General features: G+C 69.1%; 17 protein-coding genes. 12 read left to right on the forward strand and 5 right to left on the reverse strand.

Translation table 11 applies throughout. The features are described from left to right. Positions 1 to 108 precede the first annotated feature (108 nt). The 8 genes from WFQ67_RS11250 to WFQ67_RS11285 all read left to right on the forward strand — a co-directional run bounded on the left by WFQ67_RS11250 (position 109) and on the right by WFQ67_RS11285 (position 9394). A complete protein-coding gene (locus tag WFQ67_RS11250; protein ID WP_173180005.1) occupies positions 109 to 1164 on the forward strand; it encodes an ABC transporter substrate-binding protein in 1056 nt (351 codons plus the stop codon). 15 nt (positions 1165 to 1179) lie between these two features. After that, entirely contained in the window at positions 1180 to 1908 is a 729-nt protein-coding gene (locus WFQ67_RS11255; protein ID WP_173180007.1) for a class II aldolase/adducin family protein, read from the forward strand. Between the two features lie 82 nt (positions 1909 to 1990). Beyond that, complete coding sequence (locus tag WFQ67_RS11260; RefSeq protein ID WP_337056909.1) at positions 1991 to 3178, forward strand: LLM class flavin-dependent oxidoreductase; 1188 nt, start codon at positions 1991 to 1993, stop codon at positions 3176 to 3178. 80 nt (positions 3179 to 3258) lie between these two features. Next, on the forward strand, positions 3259 to 4845 hold the full coding sequence (locus WFQ67_RS11265) for an ABC transporter substrate-binding protein (protein ID WP_213625495.1): 1587 nt from the start codon (positions 3259 to 3261) through the stop codon (positions 4843 to 4845). After that, positions 4838 to 5917 (forward strand): ABC transporter permease, encoded by a 1080-nt coding sequence (locus tag WFQ67_RS11270; RefSeq protein ID WP_337056911.1) that lies wholly within the window; start codon positions 4838 to 4840, stop codon positions 5915 to 5917. Before WFQ67_RS11265 ends, WFQ67_RS11270 begins: the two co-directional genes overlap by 8 nt. 10 nt (positions 5918 to 5927) lie before the next feature. Continuing rightward, complete coding sequence (locus WFQ67_RS11275; protein ID WP_021220646.1) at positions 5928 to 6770, forward strand: ABC transporter permease; 843 nt, start codon at positions 5928 to 5930, stop codon at positions 6768 to 6770. Beyond that, complete coding sequence (locus tag WFQ67_RS11280) at positions 6767 to 8584, forward strand: ABC transporter ATP-binding protein (protein ID WP_337056913.1); 1818 nt, start codon at positions 6767 to 6769, stop codon at positions 8582 to 8584. The genes WFQ67_RS11275 and WFQ67_RS11280 overlap by 4 nt, the downstream gene beginning before the upstream one ends. A gap of 468 nt (positions 8585 to 9052) precedes the next feature. Continuing rightward, entirely contained in the window at positions 9053 to 9394 is a 342-nt protein-coding gene (locus WFQ67_RS11285; RefSeq protein WP_337056914.1) for a BRO-N domain-containing protein, read from the forward strand. Between the two features lie 591 nt (positions 9395 to 9985). Here WFQ67_RS11285 and WFQ67_RS11290 read toward each other — a convergent pair. The 5 genes from WFQ67_RS11290 to WFQ67_RS11310 form a co-directional block, all read right to left on the reverse strand. Further along, positions 9986 to 11083 carry an LLM class flavin-dependent oxidoreductase gene (locus WFQ67_RS11290; RefSeq protein WP_337056915.1) on the reverse strand — a complete coding sequence of 366 codons (1098 nt, stop codon included), beginning with the start codon at positions 11081 to 11083 and terminating at the stop codon, positions 9986 to 9988. 77 nt (positions 11084 to 11160) lie between these two features. Then, a complete protein-coding gene (locus WFQ67_RS11295) occupies positions 11161 to 13812 on the reverse strand; it encodes a TonB-dependent receptor (protein WP_337056916.1) in 2652 nt (883 codons plus the stop codon). Between the two features lie 408 nt (positions 13813 to 14220). Further along, positions 14221 to 15792: an ABC transporter substrate-binding protein gene (locus WFQ67_RS11300; protein WP_337056917.1), complete on the reverse strand. Its 1572-nt coding sequence runs from the start codon at positions 15790 to 15792 to the stop codon at positions 14221 to 14223. Positions 15793 to 15908: 116 nt separating this feature from the next. After that, the gene (locus WFQ67_RS11305; protein ID WP_337056918.1) at positions 15909 to 17120 is read right to left on the reverse strand and encodes an LLM class flavin-dependent oxidoreductase; all 1212 of its coding nucleotides are present in this window, start codon (positions 17118 to 17120) and stop codon (positions 15909 to 15911) included. Between the two features lie 247 nt (positions 17121 to 17367). Continuing rightward, entirely contained in the window at positions 17368 to 18438 is a 1071-nt protein-coding gene (locus WFQ67_RS11310; RefSeq protein ID WP_337056919.1) for an ABC transporter substrate-binding protein, read from the reverse strand. A gap of 306 nt (positions 18439 to 18744) precedes the next feature. Here WFQ67_RS11310 and WFQ67_RS11315 point away from each other — a divergent pair, with 306 nt between their 5' ends. The 4 genes from WFQ67_RS11315 to WFQ67_RS11330 all read left to right on the forward strand — a co-directional run bounded on the left by WFQ67_RS11315 (position 18745) and on the right by WFQ67_RS11330 (position 23522). Further along, positions 18745 to 19824, forward strand: a complete 1080-nt coding sequence (locus WFQ67_RS11315; RefSeq protein WP_173177680.1) for a sigma-54 interaction domain-containing protein — start codon at positions 18745 to 18747, stop codon at positions 19822 to 19824. Positions 19825 to 20186: 362 nt separating this feature from the next. Beyond that, entirely contained in the window at positions 20187 to 21428 is a 1242-nt protein-coding gene (locus WFQ67_RS11320; protein WP_173177901.1) for a glutamine synthetase family protein, read from the forward strand. 62 nt (positions 21429 to 21490) lie between these two features. Further along, on the forward strand, positions 21491 to 22789 hold the full coding sequence (locus WFQ67_RS11325; RefSeq protein WP_213625487.1) for an MFS transporter: 1299 nt from the start codon (positions 21491 to 21493) through the stop codon (positions 22787 to 22789). Positions 22790 to 22901: 112 nt separating this feature from the next. After that, positions 22902 to 23522, forward strand: a complete 621-nt coding sequence (locus WFQ67_RS11330) for a TIGR04282 family arsenosugar biosynthesis glycosyltransferase (RefSeq protein WP_213625486.1) — start codon at positions 22902 to 22904, stop codon at positions 23520 to 23522. Positions 23523 to 23537: the final 15 nt, after the last annotated feature.

Consider the following 23537-nt stretch of genomic DNA (forward strand, 5'->3'; position numbering starts at 1 on the left):
TCCGCTGCAGGCCCCGTGGAGAGCGGGCTCTGCGCATTGGCACGGGCATTGCGATAGCCGGGCAAACGGCCCGTGTAGGCCGCCCTGACTCTCTCAATGGAGCGCCCCATGACCCTAGCCGCCACCGCCCCGTCGATCTCCGCCGAAAAGGCCCCGCTGGATCAGATCTGGTTCACCCGTTGCCCGGTGCCCACCGCCTCCGGCATCGCCTACAAGCTCGGCTGGCTGGCCGAGGAGTTCGCCGCCGACGGCCTGCCGGTTTCCACCCTGCAGGAGGCCCGCCAGCTCGGCCGCCATCACTACGACCACGAGCTGCCCGGGCTCTTTCGCGAAGGCGGCAACGTGCCGGCCCTGGCCGCCCGCGCCGCCGGTGCGCCGAGCCGGCTGATCGGCCTGACCTGGATCGAGGAATGGCAGACCATCCTCGTGCGCCCGGACTCCGGCATCCGCAGCCCGGCCGACCTCAAGGGCAAGCGCCTGGCCCTGCCGGCCTGGGGTGACAGCCGCCCCGGCAGCATCGCCCGGGCCATGAGCCTGCACGGCTACAAGGGCGCCCTGGCGCTGGCCGGGCTGGGCTTCGACGACGTGCAGCTGGTGGAGGTGCCGCTGCTGGACCAGGCCGCCGCGCGCACCCCGGAGGAGGGCCTGCAGCGCCTCTGGTCGGGGCTCGAACCCCTGGCCCGTGGCGAGCTGGACGCCGTCTACGTGAAGGGCGCCGCCGCTGCCGACGCCGCCCGCCGCCTGGGCCTGGTGGTGGGGGTGGACCTGGACCTGGTGGACCCGCGCCATCGCGTCAACAACGGCACGCCCCGTCCCATCACCGTTCACCAGAACCTGCTCGACGATCACTTCGACCTGGTGGTGCGCTTCCTCGCCCAGACCCTGCGCGCCGCCGAGTGGGCCGCGGAGAACCGCGACGACCTGCACGCCATCCTCGAGGTGGAGACCCGTGCCGGCCGCGAGGGCGTGGCCGAGGCCTATCGCGGCGACTTCCACACCACCCTGGCGCCGGACCTGTCCGCCCAGCGCCTGGAATTCCTCGGCGTGCAGAAGACCTTCCTCAACCTGCATGGCTTCCTCGAGCGGGACTTCGACATCGCCGACTGGGTCGATGCCCGCCCGCTGCAAGCCGCCCATGACCTGCTGGCCCAGCGCCGCGCCTGAACCGGAGACACGAACATGACCATCCTCGTCAACGAACAGCACATCAGCGACGAACTGCGCGCCTTCGTCGACAACGTCATCCTCGAAGCCGGCGAAGCCTTCGCCGTTTACCGCGAGACCGGCACCATCACCGCCAACGGCACCGTCGGCTTCATCGAGCGGGTGCCGGGGCAGGAGCTGCTGGTCTCGGTGAACTACCCGGGCCCCTGGAATCACCGCAAGCCCCTGCAGGCGGTGGTCACCGATTTCGCCGGCAATGTCGTCTACGGCCACGGTCGTGGTGGTGCCGGGCGCTACACCAAGCTGTTCCAGCAGCACGCCGACATCACCACCGTGTCCCACGTGCATTCGCCCTACCTCGGCGCCTGGGCGCAGACCCAGCGCAGCCTGCCGTTCCACTACGTGCCGGTGCAGCGCTACCAGCTGGCCCGCGAGCTGCCGGTGTACATCGACCGCCGCCAGCAGGAAGTGGACTTCATCCTCGAGCGCATCGCCGAGAACCCCTACACCCCGGCGATCCTGGAAGCCAACGGCGGCTCCACCGTGTGGGGCAAGCAGGGCCTGCGCGCCACCGCCGAATTCATCCTGCTGCTGGAGGAGGGCGCGCAGCTGCAGCTGCTCGCCGAAGCCATCGGCGGCTCCCGTGCCTACGGGCCGGGCGTGCTGACCCAGCAATGGAAGATGAGCGGCCTGTACGAGAAGGCCACCGAACTGGGCCTGGTGCCCGCCATCGACCGCCGCTGAGCCGTTCCAGGGCTCCGTCAGAGTGCCCGTTCAAGCGCCTGCCGACGCGTGCGACACCCTCATCCGATCAAGGACACCGAACATGGCTGTGAAGATTCTCTGGTACCTCACCACCCCCGACGGCCCCTATCCCTGGGAGGCGGAAGGCCGCTGGAAGACCGACTTCCAACACCTCAAGCAGATCGCCGTGACCGCCGACCGCCTGGGCTACTACGGCTCCCTGCTGGGTTCCAGCCCCAACGAGAGCCTGGCGGTTTCCGCCGCGCTGATCGACGCCACCGAGCGCCTGCGCTTCCTCGTCGCCCAGCACCCGGGCGAGCTGTCGCCGGCGGTGCTGGCGAAGTGGGCGCTGACCTTCGACCAGTTCTCCAACGGCCGCCTGCTGTTCAACGTGGTCAACGGCAACGACGCCAGCCTGGCCACCTACGGCATCCACTACGGGCATGACGAGCGCTACGACTTCAGCCTGGAGTACTGGCGCGCCTTCCAGAGCATCTACGCCGGCGAGACCGGCGGCTACGACGGCCGCTACGTCAAGCTCGCACCGCGCCAGGCGGCGGCCGCGAGCCACCCGCTGGGCGGCTGGCACCCGCCGAAGCAGAAGCCGGGCATCCCGCTGTGGGGTGCCGGCACCTCGGGCCCGGGCGTGGCCCATTCGGTGCAGTTGCTGGACGTCTACCTGAGCTTCGCCAACACCCCGCCCAAGCTGGGCGAGAAGTTCGCCAGGGTGGCGGCCGAGGCGGCGAAGATCGGCCGCGAGCTGACCTTCGGCACGCGCCTGCAGGTGATCGTCCGCGAGACCGAGGAAGAAGCCTGGGCCCACGCCGAGAAGCTCTTGCAGCGCACCTCCATCGAGACCGCGCGCAACGCCATCCAGCGCCAGTTGCCACCGGGCGAGACCCTTGAGAGCTTCGTCAGCGACGACCCGCAGATCCAGCGCAACCTGGAGGCCATCCGCGCCGGGCGCCTGCCCAAGGCCCGCGACCTGGAGATCTACCCCAACGTGTGGGTGGGCCCGAGCCTGTTCGGTTTCAACATCCTCGGCCCGGCCGCCGGCACCTACCTGGTGGGCAGCGCCGAGCAGGTGGCCGAGCGCATCCGCGAGTACGAGCGCCACGGCACCTCGGCCTTCATCCTCTCGGGCTTCCCGCTGATCGACGAGGCCCAGCGCGTCGCCGACCTGCTGTTCCCGCTGCTGGACCTGGACCACGGCTTCGAGGTGCCGCAGCTGGGGGTGACCACACGGGCGCCGAAGGCGGCCTTGGCCTGATGGAACCTGGCGGCCCCGCACAACGCGTGGGCCGCTGAACCGGCAACGGGTAGCAAGCGACAAGCGGAGTGCAACGAGCAATGGAATCCTGGATCAAGCGTGAACTGTCCCGTCGGCATTTCCTGGGCGGCAGTGCGGCCCTGGGCGGCGGCCTGCTGCTGGGGGGCGGGTTGCTCGCCGGCTGCGATGGCGGGGCGCCGGCCACCTCGGCGGCTCGGGTGGTGCCCGGCAAGCCGGTGCATGGCGGGCGCCTGCGGGTCGGCATCATCGATGGCGACCAGGCCGGCAACCTCGATGCGCACAAGCCGGTGGGCGGCGGGATCATCCGGGGCTGGGCGCTGTACGCCAAGTTCTGGGAATGGAACCCCGACGTCAGCACGCGCCTGGCCCTGGCCGAGTTCGCCGAGCCCAACGCCGACGCCAGCGCCTGGACCATCCGCATCCAGCCGGGCCTGGAGTTCCACCATGGCAAGACCATTGGCGCGGATGACATGGTCTTCTCCATCCTGCGCCTCACCGACCCGGCGCTGGCCTCGCCCTTCGCCGGGCTGGTCGGCGCCATCGACCGCAACGCGGTGCGCAAGCTGGACGCCCGCACCATCGAGATCCGCTTCAAGGAGGGCCAGAGCTTCTTCCCCCTGGACGAGACGCTGATCAGCTTCGGCGGCATCGTCCCCACCGACTACGATCCGGTGACCAACCCGGTGGGTGCAGGCCCCTACAGGCTGAAGTCCTTCGTGCCCGGGCAGCGCTCGCTCTACACGCGCTTCGAGAACTACTACAAGCCCGGCCAGCCCTATGCCGACGAGCTGGAGATCATCGAGTTCAAGGACCAGGTATCCCGCGCGGCGGCTCTGCGTGCCGGCCAGATCGACCTCGCCAGCGGGGTACAGGCCGAGCACAGCGCGCTGCTCAAGGCCGACCCGCGCCTGCAGCTGGTCGCCTCGCCGAGCACGGCCTTCACCGGCTTCAACATCAATGTCGCCAAGGCTCCGTTCGACGATGTCCGGGTGCGCCAGGCGTTGCGCCTGCTGGCCGACCGCGAGGAACTGGTGGCGCGCGCGCTGAACGGTTTCGGCCGGGTGGCCAACGACCTCTATTCGCCCCACGACCCGACCTACAACCACGGCATCCCCCAGCGCCCCCACGACCCCGACCTGGCGCGCTCGCTGCTGCGCCAGGCCGGCCACGAGAACCTCCAGGTGGAGCTGACCACCACCCCGGGCGCCGGGGCCAGCGCCGCGCTGGTGTTCGCCCAGCAGGCGCGCAAGGCCGGGGTGGAGGTCAAGGTGACCCAGGTGGACGGCTCGGTATTCAACGGCCCGCAGCGGGAGAACTGGCAGCTGTCGCCGGGTTCGACGCCGGCCCGTGGCTTTCTCGCCTCGGCGTTGCACAACGACGCGCCGACGGCCATCTACAACCGCAGCAACTTCCGCGACCCACGCTTCAGCGAGCTGTTCCTGCAGGCCCTGGCGCAGCCGGACCTGGAAAAGCGCAAGGCGCTGGTGCACGAGGCCCAGGCCATCCAGCACGAGCGCGGCGGCCTGCTGATCTGGGGTTTCAGCGATGTGCTCGACGCCGCTTCGGTGCGCGTCGGCGGCCTGGTGCCGGAGCAGACCACCTTCGCCTCCTGGCGCTTCGACAACCTGTGGCTCGCCGATGTCTGAGCCCCGCATCCCTTGCCCCCCGCGCCAGCAGCGCCGTCGCGCGCCGGCCTGGCTGTCGTGGTTCGTCGGCCGCCTCGGTGCCGGCCTGCTCACCGCCTGGGTGATCACCCTGGTGGTGTTCATCGCCACCCAGGCGCTGCCGTCGGACCCGGCACGGGTGATCCTCGGCCCCGACGCGCCCCTGGAGAGCATCCTCACCCTGCAGCGCCAGCTGGGGCTGGACCGGCCGATCCTGGAGCAGTACCTGCGCTGGCTGGGCAATGCCCTGCAAGGCGACCTGGGCCGCTCGCTGGACTCCAGCGCGCCGGTGAGCGAAATCCTCGGGGCGCGCTTCGGCAATACCCTGGCGCTGATCGCCGGGGTGTTCGCCTGGGTGGTGCCGCTGGCCTTGCTGCTGGGCGTGACCCTGGCGCTGCGCCGCGACAGCCGGCTGGACCGCTGGGGCCTGTCGGCGCTGATCCTGCTCAAGGCGACGCCGGGCTTCCTCCTCGCCATCGGCCTGGTGCTGCTGTTCTCCATGCCCCAGGTGGACCTGCTGCCGGCGGTGTCGATCCTCGACCCGGAGCGGCCGCTGCTGGCGCAGCTGGAGTACCTGGTGCTGCCGGTGCTCGCCCTGGGCCTGTCGGCCCTGCCGTACCTGGCGCGCATGGTGCGTGCCTCGATGATCGAGGCGCTGGAGTCCGACTACGTGATCGCCGCGCGCCTGCGCGGCATCCCCGAGCGGCGCATCGTCTGGCGCCACACGCTGCCCAATGCGCTGGTGCCGGCGATCCAGGGCGTGGCCCTGACCCTGCGCGTGCTGGTGGGCGGCGCGCTGCTGGCGGAGGTGATCTTCAGCTACCCCGGCATCGGCACCACGCTCAACTCGGCGATCCAGATGCGCGACCTGCCGCTGATCCAGGCCATCGTCCTGGTCACCACCCTGGGCGTGGTGCTGATCAACCTGCTGGCCGACCTGCTCACCGTCCTGCTCACCCCGAAGCTCCGTACCGCACGCCGTGTGCGGATGATCCAGCGCAACCGCCGCGGCATCCTGCCCTGGTGGCGGCGGCAACCGGCCAAGGCGCCCTGAGGACCCTTCCATGACCGCGACTTCTTCCTCCTGGCGCCGGCTGCTGCGCGAACCCCAGACCCGCAAGGGCGCGGTGGTGACGGCGCTGGTGTTCGCCCTGGCGCTGCTCGGCCCGCTGCTGGCGCCCCATGCGCCCACCGACATGGTCGGCCCGGTATACGGCGCGCCCAGTGCCGCCGCGCCGCTGGGCCATGACTTCCTCGGCCATGACGTGCTCTCGCGCTTGCTGGCCGGCGGTCTCTCGGTGCTGTGGATGTCCCTCGCGGCGGCCTTCCTGGCCCTGGCGGTGGGCAGCGCGCTGGGGCTGCTGGCGGGCTTTTCCCGGCGCCGGCTGGACCAGGCGATCATGTGGGCCACCGATGTGGCGCTGGCCTTCCCGGACCTGATCCTGGTGCTGCTGATCGTCTCCATGCTCGGCCGCCAGAGCTGGCTGATCGTGATCACCGTGGCCATCGCCTTCATTCCCAGCGTGGTGCGCCTGGCCCGGGGCAGCACGGTGGCAGTGGCGGGGCAGGAGTTCGTCGAGGCGGCGGAGATGATGGGCTACCCGCGCTCGCGCATCCTCTTCCGCGAGATCCTGCCGAACATCCTCACGCCGCTGCTGGTGCACTTCGGCAACATGCTGACCTGGGGCGTGGGCATCCTTTCCGGCCTCAGCTTCCTCGGCTACGGCGTGGCGCCACCGGCCGCCGACTGGGGGCTGATGATCAACGAGAACCAGGCGGGCCTGCTGATCCAGCCCTGGGCGGTGCTGGTGCCGGCGCTGCTGATCGCGGTGTTCGCCTATGGCACCAACATCCTCGCCGAGGGCATCGGCCGCAGCAGTGCGCAGATCGGCGAGAAGCAGCCATGAGCGCCCTGGCCGAACTGCAGGTGGACGCGCTGCTGCCCCAGGGGGCGCCGCTGGCGCCGGCGCTGCGGGTCAGCGAGCTGCGGGTGGAGCTGGCCGGCGGTGCCGATGTGGTGGATGGCATTTCCTTCAGCCTGGCGCCGGGGGAGATCCTCGGCCTGGTGGGCGAGTCCGGCTCCGGCAAGACCACCCTGGCCACCGCGCTGCTGGGCCATGCCCGGCGGGGGGCGCGCATCGCGTCCGGGCGGGTGGAGGTGGACGGGCGCTCGCTGCTGGAGCTGCGTGGCGAGGACCTGCGCCGCGCCCGTGGCGGGCTGATCGGCTACGTGCCCCAGGACCCGGCCACGGCGCTGAACCCGGCACTGCGCCTCGGCGCGCTGCTGGGCGAGACCCTGGCCGCCCACGAGCGCTTGCCGGCGGATGCGCAGCGCCAGCGGCTGGTCGAGACGCTGCGCGACGTGGGCCTGCCGGATGATGCGGAGTTCCTCCGGCGCTTCCCCCATCAACTCTCCGGTGGCCAGCAGCAGCGGGTGTTGCTGGCGCTGGCCTTCGTGCTGCGGCCGAAGCTGGTGGTGCTCGACGAGCCGACCACGGCGCTGGACGTGGCCACCCAGGCGCACATCCTCGACACCTTGCGAGGGCTGTGCAAACGCCAGGGCGTGGCGGCGGTGTACGTCTCCCACGACCTGGCGGTGATCAAGGACCTGGTGGACCGCGTGGTGGTGATGTACGCCGGGCGCATCGTCGAGTCGGCGCCCCGCGAGCGGCTGTTCGAGCGGCCGGCGCACCCCTACAGCCTGGGGCTGCTGGCGGCGATCCCGGATGTCGCCCGGCGCCTGGCGCTGCGGGCCATTCCCGGCCATGCGCCGGCACCGGGGCAGCGACCCCAGGGGTGTGCCTTCGCCGCGCGCTGCCCGCGCCGGCACAGTGCCTGCGAGCTGGCCGAACCGCCGTTGCGTAGCCTCGATGGGCAACAGCGGGTGGCCTGCCTGGAGCCCCATCGCGAGCCCTTGGCGCTGGTCGCCGAGGCGCCGCTGGCGGCGGGTGCGCTGGATGCACAACCGTTGCTGCTGGCGGTGCGCGAGCTGAACGTGGCCTATGACCGCCAGGTGCTGTTCGATGTGTCGCTGCAACTGGCGCGGGGCGAGTGCCTGGCGCTGGTGGGCGAATCCGGCTCCGGCAAGACCAGCCTGGCCCGCGCCCTGGCGGGCCTCGGCGAGAACGCCCAGGGCGAGGTGCGCTATGCCGGCGAGCCGCTGGACCTGCGCGCGCGCAACCGCTCCAAGGCGCTGCGCCACCAGGTGCAGTACATCTTCCAGAACCCTTACCGCGCGCTGAACCCTCGGCACACCGTGGCCCAGAGCCTGGCCGCGCCCCTGGAGCATTTCTTCGGCCTGCGCGGCGAGGCCTGCCGTGCGCGCATCGAGGCGGTGCTGGCGCGGGTGTCGCTGCCGGCTTCGGTGGCCGACCTGTATCCCCACAGCCTGTCCGGTGGCGAGCGCCAGCGCGTGGCCATCGCCCGTGCGCTGGTGTGCCAGCCGGAGCTGCTGATCTGCGACGAGATCACCTCGGCACTGGACGTGTCGGTGCAGGCCTCGATCCTCGCCTTGCTGCGCGAGCTGCAGGCCGAGGGGCTGACGCTGCTGTTCGTCACCCATGACCTGGGCGTCGTCCGCGCCATCGCCGACCGCGTGGTGGTGTTGCACCGGGGGCGGGTGATCGAGGAGGGCACGGTGGACGCGGTGCTCGACCAGCCGCGCACCGCGTACACCCGCGACCTCGTGGCGCATTCGCCGAGCCTGTTGTCGCGGGATTGAGGCCTGGGGTGTTGGAGGGGCGGTGGGTAGAGCAGGCGAATGAATTCGCCCCTACACCATCCCTATCCTCGGTGTCTTTCGGTGGCGCCTTTGTAGGGGGGATGGTGCTTTTTTCATCCACCGGCGGGGCTCGGCATGACCTCGGATGGTGGACCGATGGAGCGCGGTCCACCCACATCTCGGGCGAGCCTGAAAATTCCTACGTGGCAACTGCATTGCCGGCCTACAAGGGGCTTGGCTAGGGTTCCCGCCGTTGTGCCCCTCGGGGCATAACCGGGTGTGGAAGCCCGAACAGATGATGTTCCCCCGCCATAGCGACGTGTATGCGTCGGCGGTCTATGGCGGACCGTGCGAGCGGGTTTCGGCCCGACCGGTCTTGGGAACATCCCGGTACTTCCACACTCGCACGGTCCGCCACCCTTCACGGATTCGGTGGCGGCTCCCCAGCCCTAAGGACGGAGCATTGCCATGACGCTTCCCCAGATCACGCCGCGCCACTTCCTGCGCTACCGCCGCCAGCTGCGCGCCTTCCTCATCGGCCACGAGGCCTGGTTCTCCACCCGCGACCTGCGCCGCCTGCTCAACACCGACCTCCACGAACGCCTGCTCGCCAACCTCTGCGACGACCAGCGCCAGCGCGTGCACCTGCGCACCGCCAACGGCGGCTTCGAGGAGGAAACCGTGGTCAGCGAATCCGGCCTGCATGCGCTGCTCTTCAACTACTGCTACCACCCGGAGAATCGCAACCTGCGACGCTGGGTCACCCAGGCCGTGCTCCCGGAATTGTGGATGTACCGCACCCCGGGCTGAAGCCCGGGCTACACACTGTAGGAACGGATTCATCCGCGATGGGGGCGACGGCGTCTGGCTCGGCGCCCAGGGTGGATGAGAAGAGCGTCATCCAACCACCCTGGCGCACCGAGTTGTCGGTGGCGGGGTGTTGCCGGGAGATATGTAGGGGCGATTTCAATCGCCAAGCAGCCCGCAAGGCTGCCATGCCCTGGGGGTATTTCCGGGCTGACGGTAAAAGCGGGCGAATGAATTCGCCCCTACAACCATTCCCGGTGCCGGGGTTTGCGGTGGCACGGTCGGTGGATGGCGCTTTTTTCATCCACCAGCGGTGCTCGGCATGACTCCGAAGGGGGGACCGGTGGAGCGGGGTCCACCCTACATTTCGGGTGAGTCCGAGGTGGCTGGTGATAAAGCATCGCGAATGAATTCGCTCCCACGGGGCAGCCATCATCGCCGGGGTTTGCGGTGGCACGGTCGGTAGGGTGGATGGCGCTTTTTTCATCCACCAGCGGTGTTCGGCATGACCTCGAATGGTGGACCGATGGAGCGTGGTCCACCCTACATTTCGGGCGAGACCGAGGTCGCCCTGCAACCCTTTCTGTTCCCTTGTTATGCGCTTGCCGCCTGGCGTTGCAGTTCGCGGCGGCGGGCTTCTTCGCGGACGGCGGGGATGATCCAGCGGCCGTAGTCGACGGTGTCGAAGTAGGGGTCGTAGCCGCGGTTGAGGAAGGTGGTGATGCCGAGGTCGACGTAGTCGAGCAGGGCCTGGGCGACGGTTTCCGGGGTGCCGACCAGGGCGGTGGTGTCGCCGTAGGCGCCGACGGCGGTGGCGGTGGGCATCCACAGGGCGCGGTCGTGGCGGTCGCCGGCAGCGGCTGCGGCGAGCAGGCGTTCGGAGCCGGTGCCCTTGATGCGTTTCTGCCAGGGGCTGCCTTCGGCGAACTGCGGGTTGGCCTTGATCTGCGCGAGGATCTGTTCGGCACGCTGCCAGGCCAGTTCTTCGGTGGCGCCGAGGATCAGCCGCACCGAGAGGCTGACCCGGGGCGCGGCGACGCCAGCGGCCCTGGCGGCGGCCTTGAGCTTGGCGATCTGCTCGGCGACGCCGCCGAGGGGCTCGCCCCAGAGGGCGTAGAGGTCGGCGTGCTTGACGGCGATCTGGTAGGCGATGTCGGAGGAGCCGCCGAAGGAGATGGGGATGTGCGGCTGCTGCAGCGGCTTGACCGGGCTGAAGGCGCCCTTGATCTGGAAGTACTGGCCGTCGAAGTCGAAGGGTTCTTCGGCCGTCCAGGTGCGGCGGACGATCTCCAGGTATTCGTCGGTGCGTTTGTAGCGTTCGGTCTTGTCCAGCAGGGTGTCGCCTTCCTGGGGCTCGGCGGTGATGCCGGTGATGGCGTGCAGGCGGATGCGCCCGCCACCGGTGGTGTGGTCGAGGGTGGCGAAGGCGCGGGCGGCGACGGTGGGCGCGGTGAGGGCCGGGCGGTGGGCGATCATGAAGCCCAGGCGCTCGGTCTGCGCGGCGGCGTAGGCGGCGATCTGCAGGCTGTCGGCGCTACCCGGGCCGCTGGCGATGAGCACCCGGTCGAAGCCGGCGTGCTCATGGGCGCGGGCGTGGTTGCGGAGAAACTCCAGGTCGAAGTCCCCGGTGCGCGGGCCGCGTGTTTCGGACCACTGGCGGGGGAAGATCATGCCGACGAATTCGATGGACATCGTCCACTCCTTGATTGCGTTGCGGGTTGAGGGCTGTGTTGCGGGTTGAGGGTTGCGCGGGCCAGGCCCGCGCGGGGTCAGAACTGGTAGTCCACCTGGGCCATGAGGCTGCGGCCGGGCATGGGCTGCAGGAAGGTGTTGGTGGAGCCGGCGAGGCCGCTGACGAAGTTCAGCTCGTCGGTGAGGTTGAGCACGCGCACCGTGGCGCTCCACTGCGGCTGGCGGTAGTAGAGGGCGAGGTCGAGGTTGTATTCGTCGGGCACCTTCACCGTCTTGCTGAGGTTCAGGTACCAGTTGCTGGTCCACCAGCCGGAGAGCTCGGCGCCGAAGCCGGAGTCGAAGCTGTAGTCGAGGAAGCCGCTGACGCTGTACTCGGGGATCTGCACGGCGTCGTAGCGCCCGGAGGGCCGCTGGTTGAGGGCGTTGTTGTCGCCGAACACGGTGCCGTTGTCGGCGATGAAGCCGGCGGAGGCGAAACCGGTCTGGGTGGTGAATTCGTTGTAGGCCGTGAGGCGGGTGAGGTTGAGCCCGCTGCGCAGGTGTTCGTCGGGCTGGTAGCGCGCGGTGGCCTCGACGCCCTTGATGATCAGGCGGGCGATGTTGTTGTTGCTGTCCGGCGACTGGTCACGCGCCTGCTTGAAGGCGGCGAGGGAGAGGAACAGGCGGTCGGGGATGGCGTCGACCTTGAGGCCCACTTCGTGGAGCACGCTGAGGCTTTCGAACGACAGCGGGTTGAGCAGGTTGGCGCCGGCACCGCTGCCCCAGCCGATGCCGTTGGAGAAGAAGCCGGTGTTGACCGCCAGGGAGCGGTCGAAGGTGTAGTAGAGGGTGCTGTTCTCGGTGGGCTTGATGTAGGGGCTGACCTGCACGGAGAACAGGCGGTAGCTGTCGCTGTCCTGGCGCTCGGTGCCGGCGCGCAGGACGAAGGGGTTCTCGATGCGCGCGTCGATCCAGCTGCGGCTGGCGCCGACGTTGAGGCCGTAGCGCTCGGCGAAGCGCAGGTTGTGCTGGGTGAACAGGGTCTTGGTGGTCCACACGCTTTCGGCGGTGTAGGGCGCCAGGGATTCGGCGTACAGGCCATGCCCGGCCGGGTACATGGCGGCGAGGTTGAGCCAGCCGTAGTAGCTGGAGAACTGCGGCACGCCGGGCTGGCCGATCCAGGCGCCGTTGCCGCCGGCCGGGTTGGCGCCGGTCAAGCCGAGCAGGTCGCCGGGGTTCTTGGTGGAGGGGTCCTGGGTCAGGTCGTAGGCGTTGATGGTGGAGCCGAAGCTGTTGTTGGCGGCGATCGACTGGTTGCTCTCGCGCCGGTAGATCAGCCCGCTGTTGCTCTCGTCGCGCAGCACCTGGCCGAACAGGCTGGTTTCGTTGCGCGAGCGGAATTCGAAGCGGTTGTCGAAGATGTTGTCTTTCGATTGCACCTGGAAGGCGCCGACCGCGTCGACCGTGTCTTCGGAGCGCTGGTAGAAGGCGCTGTTGGCCAGGGTGATGCCGGGGCTGAGGTCGAGCTCGGCGCGCAGCTGGGTGGTGAAGCGGGTGGAGGTGCTCTTGTCTTCGGCGCGGTGGCCTTTCTGCGGGTCGAGGGAGACCAGGCCGTTGCCGGCCAGGCTGGGGTCGTAGACCCAGCCGCGCAGGGTGCCGGGGCTGGCCTGGGTGTTGGGGGAGGCGGCCTGGAAGCTGTTGTTGACCACCGCGTACTGGCCCTGGGCGTTGCGCTGGCGGCGCACCCAGCCGAGCACGGCGGAGTCGGCGGCGCCGGATTCGAACACCGGCGACCACAGGGTGCCGCCGTTCTGGATGATCGGTGTGGCACGGCCGGCATGGTACTTGCCGCTGTCGGCCAGTTGCTGGGTGGCGCGGTTCCAGCCGTGGGCGATGTTCCAGTCGAAGTAGTCGTCGTAGGCGGCGTTCCAGTCCACGCGGATGCCGTCGCCGCGCCAGGCGAAGGCGCCATAGAAGGCGTCGAAGTTGTTCTCGACGTTGTCGTAGTAATCCTCCTGGCGCTGGCGGGTGATGCTGACGCGGTAGGCGAGGTCGTCGCTGATGGGGCCGGTGTTGTCGACGGTGAAGCGGGTGGAGTCGCGCGATTCGCCGTCGGGCACCCAGGTGCCGAGCTGGCCGCTGAGGCGGGTGCGGAACTGGTCGAAGTCGGGCTTCTTGCTCAGGTAGTTGACGTAGCCGCCGCTGCCGCTGACCGAGCCGTACACCACCGAGGAGGGGCCGGCGACGATGTCGGCGCCTTCGATGGCGTTGAAGTTGGCCGGGTGGCGCACGGCGTAGGCACGCTGGCCGTCCTGGAACACTTCGGAGTTCTGCGCGCGGAACTGCGGGGCGATGCCGGCGTTCTGGCCGCCGCCACGGGTGATGCCGGGGGCGTACTTGACCAGGTCGTCGGAGCTGCGGATGGGGTCGTTGGCGAGCTGTTCGGCGTTGACCTGGGTGACCGAGCGCGGGGTGTCGAGCACGCTGGCGGCGGTGCCGCCGTACACCGAGCTGGGCGGGCGTACGGGCACCACCGAGGTGGCGGCGTCGAGGCGCTTGCCCTGTACCTGCACGACGTCGAGCACGGGCGCGTCGGTCTTTTTCTGCTGCGCCTGTTCCCGGGTGGATTCGGCCTCGGGATCGGCGGGCTTTTCCTCGGCCAGGGCGGTGGCGGAGAGCAGGGCCAGGATGGCCAGGGACAGGGTGTTGCGGCGCAGGGCGACGGCAGGCGGTGGGGCGAGGCTGAACATGCTGGGCGATTCTCCGGGCTGTGACTTTCCAGCGCGCATGGGGATGCCATGCGCACGTGCCAGTGGGCTGATGGGTTTCAGGCAGGGGCTGAAAAGCCCGGACGCGCAGGTCCGGTAATTGCTGTCGAAAGCCGCCGTCGCGGGTTCGGGTGGTTCTAATAATTGAATGTGTCGAGGTGGATACAGCACGGCCCGTGCCAGCCGGGTGCAGGTGTTCGGAATTAATCTGTAATTTATCCATCCATTTGATAAATAAAGGATTTATTCAGTGGGTCGGCGAAGTTTCGACAGGCGATAAAAGGCCCGCGAACAGGGTGCTCGCGTGGCGCCGGATACCGCAGGAAAGTTGCTGGGGGATACGCAGCCGGTTGTTGCCGGAGTGCTGATCTCGCAGCACTCCGGACGGGCTCAGGCGGTGCCGTTCAACCAGAGGCTCTCGAAGCGCCAGGTGCTGAACAGGGTCTGTTCTTCCCGGGCACCACCGACACGGGTGGAGAAGCCGTCGAGCAGGTCGGCGTAGCCCCAGATGAGCAGGCCGCCGCGATCGTACTGGACCTGCTGGGCGCGATGGACCAGGGCCTTGCGTTGCTCCAGGTCGGGCTGGGCCATGGCCTGGAGGAACAGCTCGGAGAACTCCGCGTCGTTGAAGTTGGTCTTGTTGGCCACGGCGAAGGGGGCGTCGCTGTGCATGCCGCTGGCGAGGAAGGGCGCGCCGATGCTGCCGCCGGTGCTCAGCGCCCACTCGGTGCGCTGCGGTCCCTGGAAGGTGGCGAGGTCGACCTGGCGCACCTTGAGGGTGATGCCGACGCGCTTGGCCTGTTCGGCCAGCACCAGGGCCGAGGCGAGGCCGGGGCCGGCGGTGGTGACCAGTTCCACTTCGAGGTTTTCGTGCCCGGCTTCGCGCAGCAGTTCGCGGGCACGCTGCGGGTCGTGCGGGCGCGGCGCCAGGGCGTGGTTGAAGGTGGGGTCGAAGGGCGCGTAGAGGTCGTTGGCGACGCGGCCCTGGCCGTTGAGGGCGCGTCGCACCAGCTCCTCGCGGTCGGCCAGCAGGCGGAAGGCCTGGCGCACGCGCGGGTCGTCGAAGGGCGCCTTGGCGGTGTTCATGTCGAAGGACAGCCAGTTGCCGGTGATGGAGGTCACCAGCTTGATGCGCGGGTCGTTGCGCAGCAGGTCGAGCTGTTCGCTCGGCATGCCGTTGGCCATGTCGATCTGCCCGGCGCGCAGGGCGGCGAGGCGCGAGACCTGGTCCTTGAAGTCGATGATTTCCAGCTCGTCGGCGTAGGGCTTGCCGCTCTTGTAGTAGTTGTCGAAGCGGGTGAACAGCGAGCGCCGGCCGGGGGTGAAGCTCTTCAGCTTGTAGGGCCCGGCGCCGACGGGGTTGGTGACGGGGTGGTAGTCCACCGGGACGATGCCGCCGAAGTTGACCCAGGTTTCCGCCAGGGGGAAGAAGCCGCGGCCTTCCTTGAAACTGAGGCGGATGGTGCGCTCGTCGAGCTTGACCAGGTTGTCGCGGTCCACCCAGTGCAGCAGCGCGGCGTAGGGCGAGGCGAGTTCCGGGTCGGTGAGGCGGCGCACGGAGAAGATCAGGTCGTCGGCGTCGATGGTCTTGCCGTGGTGGAACTCCAGGCCCTGGCGCAGGCGCAGGGTCCAGGTGCGGGCATCGGGGCTGACCTCGGCCTCTTCGGCCAGGGCCAGGCGCGGCTGCATCTGCTCGTCCCACTCCCACAGCTTGGCGTAGAGGGCGAAGCCCCGGACGATGCCGCTGCCGATGGGCTTGTGGGCGTCGAGGTTGCCGCTCTGGTTGCCGTCGATGATGCCCAGGCGCAGGCGCCCGCCAGGGCTCGGGACGAGCGGGTTGGCGGCTTGGGTGCCGGGGGCCTGCTGGTCGCAGCCGGCGAGCAGGCCGCCCCCCAGCAGCAGCCCGCCACCGAGGGCCAGGCTGCCGCCGAGGAAGCGGCGGCGGGTCAGTTCATCGTGCATCGACTCTTTCCTTCGATCCGGTTCGGTTTCAGGCGGCGCCCAGCAGCGGCAGCCAGGAGAACAGCAGCACCAGGGCGAGGCTGGCGTCGATCAGGAAGCGCTGCTCGGCCATGGCGTCAGGCTCCGGCGGGGCCGCCGTTGACGGCGCGCAGTTCGATGGGGGCGTCGGTGCTCTTCACCAGGCCGTCGCGCTCGCCACGGAAGTGCGGGAGCACGTGCTCGCCCAGGCGGTAGGCCTCTTCCAGGTGCGGGTAGCCGGCCAGGAAGAACAGGTCGATGCCCAGTTCGTTGTACTCGCGGATGCGTGCCACGACGTTGGCGTAGCTGCCGACCAGGGCGCAGCCCGGGGGGATGCCGATGTAGCCGAAGCCGGCCCAGACGTTGGGGTGGATGAAGAAGTCTTCGTAGCCCGGGTTCTCGGCCTTCTCCTGGTAGCCATGCTCGTAGCTGAGCTTGCGCGCGGTGCGCAGGCCGGCGTGGGCGGCCACCGCCTTGACCGCGCCGCGGGCGACGCCTTCGTCGAAGAAGCGCTTGGCCTCGGCGCGGGCCTCGTCCTCGGTCTCGCGGGTGATGACGTCGATGGACAGGCCGAAGCGGATGTCGTGGCGGCCGTACTTGAGGGCGCGCTCGCGCACGTCGGCGATCAGCGCGCGGACTTCGTCCGGGTGCTCGGCGCGCATCAGGTAGTAGTCGGCGTGCTTGGCGGCGAATTCGCGGGCCGGGATGGACGAGCCGGCGGTGCAGATCAGCGGCAGCTCGGCCTTTTTCAGCGGGCCGCGCAGGCCGCCGCCGTCGGCCTTGTAGTAGGTGCCGTCGTAGTGGAAGTTCTCGTTGTGCCAGTAGCCGCGCACCACGTCCATGAACTCGGTGGCGCGGGCGTAGCGGTCGTCGTGGCCGCTGTAGTCGCCGACCTGGCGCTGGATGGCGTCGGAGCCGCCGTTGATGATGTTCCACACCAGGCGGTTGCCGGTGGCGCGCTGGTAGGTGGCGGCCTGCTGCACGGCGACCCAGGGCGTGTAGTGGTAGGGCTGGAAGGCGGTGACGAACTTCAGCGTGCGGGTCTCGCGGGCGAGCAGCGAGCAGACGGTCCAGGGCTCTTCGCCGATGGGGGCGTTGACCATCAGCGCACCGCCGAAGCCGTTGATCTCGGCGGCGCGGGCGATCTGGCCGAGGTAGTCGATGTAGGTGAAGTGGTCGCCGACGGCGAAGCCGGACACCGCACCGGTGCTGGGGCCGCCCCGGTGCCAGTCGCCCCGGTTGCGCGGGTCGCCGGGCAGGTACTGGGTTTCGCCGTGCAGGGGCAGGCGGGTGAAGAATTCGATGCTCATGGAGATCCTCCTTGGATGGGGCGGGGCGATGGACGTGCCCACGCCATGCAGGGGACGGAGCAGGTTTCGCGCCAGAACGGCGAAGGCCGCGCGGGGCCTGGGCCTGGAGGTTTTTCACGCGGGGCGGTGCTGGCGGGGAAGCAGGGGGTTGTTGCGTGGGAAGCAGTGGGGAAGCAGGGGCGGGTTAGGTCGGGAGGGGCGTAGGGTGGAGGTCGTTTTTACCTCCACCCATGCGGTTGTGGCGTGCTCAGCGGGCGCTGAGCTGGCCCTTGAGGCTGGGCCAGTAGTCTTCCAGGTGCAGGTCGATCAGCGCCTGGTTGGTGAAGCGGGTGGCGAGGGATTGGCCGATGTCGACGTCCTCGCGGATCAGGCGGTTGTCCAGGGCGTAGCGGGTGAGGGCCTGGTAGTGGGCCTTGAGCTGCTGGTCGCTCTTGGGCGCCCAGCGGTCCTTCCAGGCGACCGGGTCGCCCTGGTCGTCGCGGCGCAGGACGCTCTCCGGGGTGCCGGCGCGGGAGGAGAGCTGGTAGTAGGCGTCCTGGTTCTGCTCCTGGGAGATCCACCAGGCGGCCTTGACCCAGGCGGTGGCGAGCAGCTGGGGGACGTCGGGATGGCGCTGGATGAAGTCGTCGGTGCCCCAGAGGTCGGAGACCAGGCGCCAGTCGTTGGAGCCCTGCTTGGTGGACCAGATGATGCGGCCCACGCCCTTGTCTTCGAGCAGGTAGGACTCGTTGAGCAGCACGGCGGCGTCGACCTTGCCGGCGGAGACGGCGGCGGCGCCGACCTGGGGGTTGAGGTTGGCGATCTTGAAGTCGGTCAGGGCCAGGCCCTTGCTGGCGAGGAAGTTGCTGAAGGCGAACTCCCAGGGGCGGCCGCGGTGCAGGGCGATGCGCTTGCCCTTGAGGTCGTCGATGCTTTTGGCCGGGGAGTTGGCCGGCACCACCAGGTACACGTTGTTGCCGTTGCCGCCGGGCACGACCAGCTTGCCGGGCACGCCGCCAGCGGCGCCGATCACCGAGGGCAGGTCGCCGCGCACGGCGAAGTCGATGCTGTTGTTGGAGAAGCCTTCGTTGATCTGCGGGCCGGCGCCGGCGTGGGGCAGGGCGATCCAGTCGAGTTTGATGCCGCGCTTGTCCAGCTCCGAGGCCAGCCAGCCTTCTTCGATCACCCGGCCGGGGATGCCGCCGAACACCGGCTTGCCGCCCTGGGTGTAGGCGACGATGGCGATCTTCACCGAGGTGGGGGCTTCGGCGGCCTGGGCGCCGAAAGCGAAGGCCAGGGCGGCGAGGGCCGCCAGGCTGCTGCGCCAGATTCTGTTCATGGTTCCACTCCTTGCAATGCGTGCCGGTGAGCCCGGCTGATGCTGCGGTGGGAGCAGGATGCATGCCATGGCACGGGCGCTGGCCGCCGGGGCCAGTGTTGGCGCGGGTTTGCTCGTGTGGGGCGTGCTGCGGGGCTGCCGCTGCAGTGCTGGTGCCGGCACAAGGGATTGCTGGCGCGTTGCTGCTGGGGCAGCAGTCGCGTCGCTTATATCTTTTATGGAATATATAAATGCTAATTAATAATTTTTTAGTCTATTTAGATTGATGCACTATGGCGGCGCGCCCATCTCTGCCAGGAATGCATCATGTCGCTGCTCACCCACCCCAATGCCCGCGAACTGACCAAGTCCGTGCGTGCCACGGTCCTGGTCTTCAAGGACCCGCGTTCGCAGGAGCTGCTCAACCGTATCGAGCGTCTGGCGCCGAGCGAGGCCAATGCCCTGATCATCGGTGAGACCGGCACCGGCAAGGAGCTGGTGGCGCGGCACATCCATCACCTCAGCCGTCGCGGCAAGGAGCCTTTCGTGGCGGTCAACTGCGGCGCCTTCCCCGAGTCGCTGGTGGAGAGCGAGCTGTTCGGCCACGAGAAGGGTGCCTTCACCGGGGCGACCAACAGCAAGGCCGGCTGGTTCGAGGCGGCCAACGGCGGGACGCTGTTCCTCGACGAGATCGGCGACCTGCCGCTGAACATGCAGGTGAAGCTGTTGCGCGTGCTGCAGGAGCGCGAGGTGGTGCGCCTGGGCTCGCGCACGCCGATCCCGATCAATGTGCGCCTGGTGGCAGCGACCAACGTCAACCTGGCCGACGCGGTGGTGGCGGGGCATTTCCGCGAGGACCTGTTCTACCGCCTGCACGTGGCGACCATCCGCCTGCCCCCGCTGCGCGAGCGGCCGGGGGACATCCTGCCGCTGGCCGAGTTCTTCCTGGAGGAGCATTGCCAGCGCCTGGGCTACAACCGCGCATCCCTGAGTGTGGAGGCAGAGCGCAAGCTGCTGACCCACAGCTGGCCGGGCAACATCCGCGAGCTGGAGAACGCTATCCACCATGCGCTGCTGGTGTGCCGCAACCAGCAGGTGCAGCCGGGTGACCTGCACCTGGTGGACATGCGCCCGTCGGGTGTGCGCCACGACCAGCCGCAGGGCGTGCTGGCCGGCCCGGCCGCGCCGGTGGACCTGGAGGCGGCGCTGACGGCGCTGTTCGAGCAGAACCGCCCGGACCTGTACGAGCACATCGAGGAGACGGTGTTCCGCACCGCCTACCGTTTCTGCCACGGCAACCAGTTGCAGACCGGGCGCCTGCTGGGCATCAGCCGCAATATCGTGCGGGCGCGGCTGGAGAAGATCGGCGAGCTGGAGGTGAGCCCGAGGGGCGCGCGTATCGCCTGAGTGCCGGGCGGGTTCCCGGGCTGAGGCCCGGGCTACGGATGGAGTGACGAGAGGGGCCCAACCGCTGGTTGGGCCCCTTTTTCATGGGTTCGGGGACGTGTTGTGGCGGGCATGATGGGTTTCGTGTGGCTCTACCCACCCCACGACTGCCGGCATGGGGTCGTGCTGGAACACAGGTGCTTGATATATCGAACAGTCGGTGCGTATTTTGTGCACGCCGCCAATTCGGCGTGATCGCAGTACCCACAAGGACAACAAGCATGACTACCGACGTCCCAGGTTCCCTCGCAGAACGACTGGCCGGCATCGACGAGATCGAGTGCGTCACCCCTGACCTCAACGGGGTGATGCGAGGCAAGGTGATGACCGGCGAGGGCTTCCTCTCCGGCCGCCGTTTGCAGCTGGCACGGGGCGTGTTGCTGCAATGCATCATGGGTGGCTACCCGGCGGCGAAGTATTACGGCAGCGACGACGGTGACCTGGCGCTGGTGGCCGAGCCGAGCCAGGTGCACCGCCTGCCCTGGAGCGCCAACCCGCGCGCCCTGGCCATCTGCGACGCCCAGGAGCTGGATGGGCGGCCGTCCGGCCTGTCGACCCGCGGCCTGCTGCGCCGCGTGCTGGAGCGCTACGCCGCCCACGGCTGGGCCCCGGTGGTGGCCACCGAACTGGAGTTCTTCGTCTTTGCGCCGAACCCCGACCCGCACCAGAGCTTCCAGCCGCCGCTGGGCCTGGACGGGCGCCGCGAGGATGGTTGCTCGGCGTTCAGCGTGACCTCCAACAACGGCCTGCGCCCGTTCTTCGAGGAGGTCTATGCGTGCATGGAGCTGCTGGGCATGCCCCGCGACACCTTCATGCACGAGATGGGCGTGAGCCAGTTCGAGATCAACCTGCTGCATGGCGATGCGATGCTGCTGGCGGACCAGACGTTCCTGTTCAAGCACATGCTCAAGGAGGTGGCGCTCAAGCACGGGGTGACGGTGGTGTGCATGGCCAAGCCGCTGGCGCACACGCCGGGCAGCTCGATGCACATTCACCAGAGCGTGGTGACGATCGGGGAGGGGCGGAATATTTTCAGCGACGGGGCGGGCGAGGCGACCGATGCCTTCTACCATTTCATTGGCGGGCAGCAGGCGGCGATGGCGGATTTCACCGGGCTGTTCGCGCCGAACGTGAATTCCTACCAGCGCCTCTGCCACCCCTATGCGTCGCCGAACAATGCCTGCTGGTCCCACGACAATCGCGCCGCTGGGCTGCGCATTCCGGCCAGCGCGCCGGTGGCGAGGCGGGTGGAGAACCGTTTGCCGGGGGCCGACGCCAACCCGTACCTGGCCATTGCGGCCAGCCTGGCGGCGGGGCTGCACGGCATGGAGCAGCGGATCGCGCCGAGCGCGCCCATGCAGGGCGAGTTCGATATTCCCGAATCCCTGGTCCTGCCCTGTACCCTGCATGCCGCTCTGGAGCGTCTGAAGCGCAGTGATCTGGCCCGGGAACTGTTCGGGGAGGAGTTCATCGAAGGCTACATCGCCACCAAGACGATGGAGCTGACCAGCTTCTTCGATCAGATCACCCCCTGGGAGCGGCGCGTACTGGCCGCCCAGGCGTAGCATCCCCCCTTGCGGGCCGCATATGGCGGCCCGCTCTTGTTCAAGGAGCGCATGGAAAGCCAATGGGTCGTGTCTTGAAGTCCTTTCGTGCCCTTTACTTCGCCACGCTGCTGATGCTCATCGGTTCCGGCCTGCTCAGTACCTACCTGGGCCTGCGCCTGGCCGCCGACAAGGTGGACGGTCTGTGGGTCGGTGCGCTGATGGCGGCCAACTACCTGGGCCTGATCCTCGGCGGCAAGCTGGGGCACCGGTTGATCGCGCGGGTGGGGCATATCCGTGCCTACGTGGCCTGTGCCGGTGCGGTGACGGCGGCGGTGCTGGGGCATGGCCTGATCGATTGGCTGCCGGCGTGGCTGTTCATGCGCATGCTGGTGGGCCTGGGGATGATGTGCCAGTACATGGTCATCGAGAGCTGGCTCACCGAGCAGGCGGACGCCGGCCAGCGTGGCCAGGTGTTCGCCGGCTACATGGTGGCGTCCTACCTGGGCCTGGTGCTGGGCCAGCTGGTGCTGGTACTGCACCCGAACCTGGGCCCGGAGCTGCTGATGCTGGTGGCGATGTGCTTCGCGCTGTGCCTGGTGCCGGTGGCGGTGACCCGCAAGATCCACCCGGCGCCGTTGCATCCGGCGCCCCTGGAGCCACGCTTCTTCATCAAGCGCGTGCCGCAGTCGATGACCACGGTGCTGATCTCCGGGCTGATGCTCGGCTCCTTCTATGGCCTGGCGCCGCTCTATGCCACGCGGCAGGGGTTGTCCACGGAGCAGATCGGTCTGTTCATGGGTTGCTGCATCCTCGCCGGCCTGCTGGTGCAGTGGCCGCTGGGCTGGCTGTCGGACCGCCATGACCGGGCGATGCTGATCCGCACCGTCGCCGCGCTGCTGGTGCTGGCGGCCCTGCCGCTGGCGCTGATGCCGCAGGTGCCGATGGAGCTGCTGTTCCCCATGGGCTTCCTGGTCTGCATGCTGCAGTTCACCCTCTACCCGCTGGCGGTGGCGTTTTCCAACGACCATATCGAGGCGGAGCGGCGGGTCTCGCTGACCGCCATGCTGCTGATCACCTTCGGCGTCGGCGCGAGCGTCGGTCCGCTGGTCACCGGTGCGCTGATGAAGCAGGTGGGGCCGAACATGTTCTATGCCTTCGCCAGCCTCTGCGCGCTGGTGCTGGTGCTGCGCGTGCGGCCCGACAAGGTGACCGGGCTGCACCGCGTCGACGAGGCGCCGTTGCATCACGTGGCGACCCCGGAGGTCAGCTCGCCCCTGGTGGCCGCCCTCGACCCGCGCGTGGACGAGCAGGTGGTGCACGAGCAGATGGGCGGCGACAGCTTCACGCCGCCGCCCCCCGAGGAGCCCCGTCCCAGCTGATGGCGACGGGCGTCCTCCATCGGCGCCGAATCAATGCCGCTCGCCGCTGTCGGAACTACTCGCCCGGGCGCTCGCTGCTGCGCGCCCGCTACCGGACCGAGGAGGGCTGACCATGAGCTTGAGCATTTCCCTGCACCTGCTGGCCCGGGCGCCGCAGCCCGGCAGCGTCAGGAACCGGTTGGTGCCGGTGCTGGGCGAGGAGGGCGCGAGTCTCCTGCAGCGGCAGTTGGTCGAGCGGACGCTGGGCCTGCCGGTGGCGGGGTTCGGCGAGCGCTTCCTGTGGCTGGACGATGGTCCCGACGAGGCGCTTTCGGGTCTTGCCGGCGAGCTGGGCTGGACCGTGGTCGGCCAGCCGGCGGGCGACCTGGGCGAGCGCATGCGCCGCATCGCCGCGCTGGGCCTGGCGGAGAGCGATGCGGTGGTGCTGTTCGGTCATGACAGCCCGGCACTGGATGCGGATTACCTGGCAGCGGCCTGCGAGGCCTTGCAGCAACATCAGGCGGTGCTCGGGCCGACGGAGGAAGGTGGCTACGTGCTGCTGGGCCTGCGCCGGGTCGATCCACGGCTGTTCGAGGCGATGCCCTGGGGCAGCGATCGGCTGCTGGCGCTCACCTGCGAACGCCTGCAGGAGCTGGAATGGAGCCATGGCCTGTTGCCGGTGATGTGGGCGCTGGACCGGCCGGAGCACCTGCCGCGCCTGGCGGAGCTCGGGATAGAGGTGCGCGTGCCGTGAGGGAAGTGCACCGCT

The sequence above is a fragment of the Pseudomonas sp. USHLN015 genome (genome assembly GCF_037153275.1).
GTDB lineage: Bacteria > Pseudomonadota > Gammaproteobacteria > Pseudomonadales > Pseudomonadaceae > Metapseudomonas > Metapseudomonas tohonis.

What these genes read in the sequence shown, in the direction of transcription:
- WFQ67_RS11250 (WP_173180005.1), top strand. Translation starts at nt 109, where the DNA reads ATGACCCTAGCCGCCACCGCCCCGTCGATCTCCGCCGAAAAGGCCCCG.
- WFQ67_RS11255 (WP_173180007.1), top strand. Translation starts at nt 1,180, where the DNA reads ATGACCATCCTCGTCAACGAACAGCACATCAGCGACGAACTGCGCGCC.
- WFQ67_RS11260 (WP_337056909.1), top strand. Translation starts at nt 1,991, where the DNA reads ATGGCTGTGAAGATTCTCTGGTACCTCACCACCCCCGACGGCCCCTAT.
- WFQ67_RS11265 (WP_213625495.1), top strand. Translation starts at nt 3,259, where the DNA reads ATGGAATCCTGGATCAAGCGTGAACTGTCCCGTCGGCATTTCCTGGGC.
- WFQ67_RS11270 (WP_337056911.1), top strand. Translation starts at nt 4,838, where the DNA reads ATGTCTGAGCCCCGCATCCCTTGCCCCCCGCGCCAGCAGCGCCGTCGC.
- WFQ67_RS11275 (WP_021220646.1), top strand. Translation starts at nt 5,928, where the DNA reads ATGACCGCGACTTCTTCCTCCTGGCGCCGGCTGCTGCGCGAACCCCAG.
- WFQ67_RS11280 (WP_337056913.1), top strand. Translation starts at nt 6,767, where the DNA reads ATGAGCGCCCTGGCCGAACTGCAGGTGGACGCGCTGCTGCCCCAGGGG.
- WFQ67_RS11285 (WP_337056914.1), top strand. Translation starts at nt 9,053, where the DNA reads ATGACGCTTCCCCAGATCACGCCGCGCCACTTCCTGCGCTACCGCCGC.
- WFQ67_RS11290 (WP_337056915.1), bottom strand. Translation starts at nt 11,083, where the DNA reads ATGTCCATCGAATTCGTCGGCATGATCTTCCCCCGCCAGTGGTCCGAA.
- WFQ67_RS11295 (WP_337056916.1), bottom strand. Translation starts at nt 13,812, where the DNA reads ATGTTCAGCCTCGCCCCACCGCCTGCCGTCGCCCTGCGCCGCAACACC.
- WFQ67_RS11300 (WP_337056917.1), bottom strand. Translation starts at nt 15,792, where the DNA reads ATGCACGATGAACTGACCCGCCGCCGCTTCCTCGGCGGCAGCCTGGCC.
- WFQ67_RS11305 (WP_337056918.1), bottom strand. Translation starts at nt 17,120, where the DNA reads ATGAGCATCGAATTCTTCACCCGCCTGCCCCTGCACGGCGAAACCCAG.
- WFQ67_RS11310 (WP_337056919.1), bottom strand. Translation starts at nt 18,438, where the DNA reads ATGAACAGAATCTGGCGCAGCAGCCTGGCGGCCCTCGCCGCCCTGGCC.
- WFQ67_RS11315 (WP_173177680.1), top strand. Translation starts at nt 18,745, where the DNA reads ATGTCGCTGCTCACCCACCCCAATGCCCGCGAACTGACCAAGTCCGTG.
- WFQ67_RS11320 (WP_173177901.1), top strand. Translation starts at nt 20,187, where the DNA reads ATGACCGGCGAGGGCTTCCTCTCCGGCCGCCGTTTGCAGCTGGCACGG.
- WFQ67_RS11325 (WP_213625487.1), top strand. Translation starts at nt 21,491, where the DNA reads ATGGGTCGTGTCTTGAAGTCCTTTCGTGCCCTTTACTTCGCCACGCTG.
- WFQ67_RS11330 (WP_213625486.1), top strand. Translation starts at nt 22,902, where the DNA reads ATGAGCTTGAGCATTTCCCTGCACCTGCTGGCCCGGGCGCCGCAGCCC.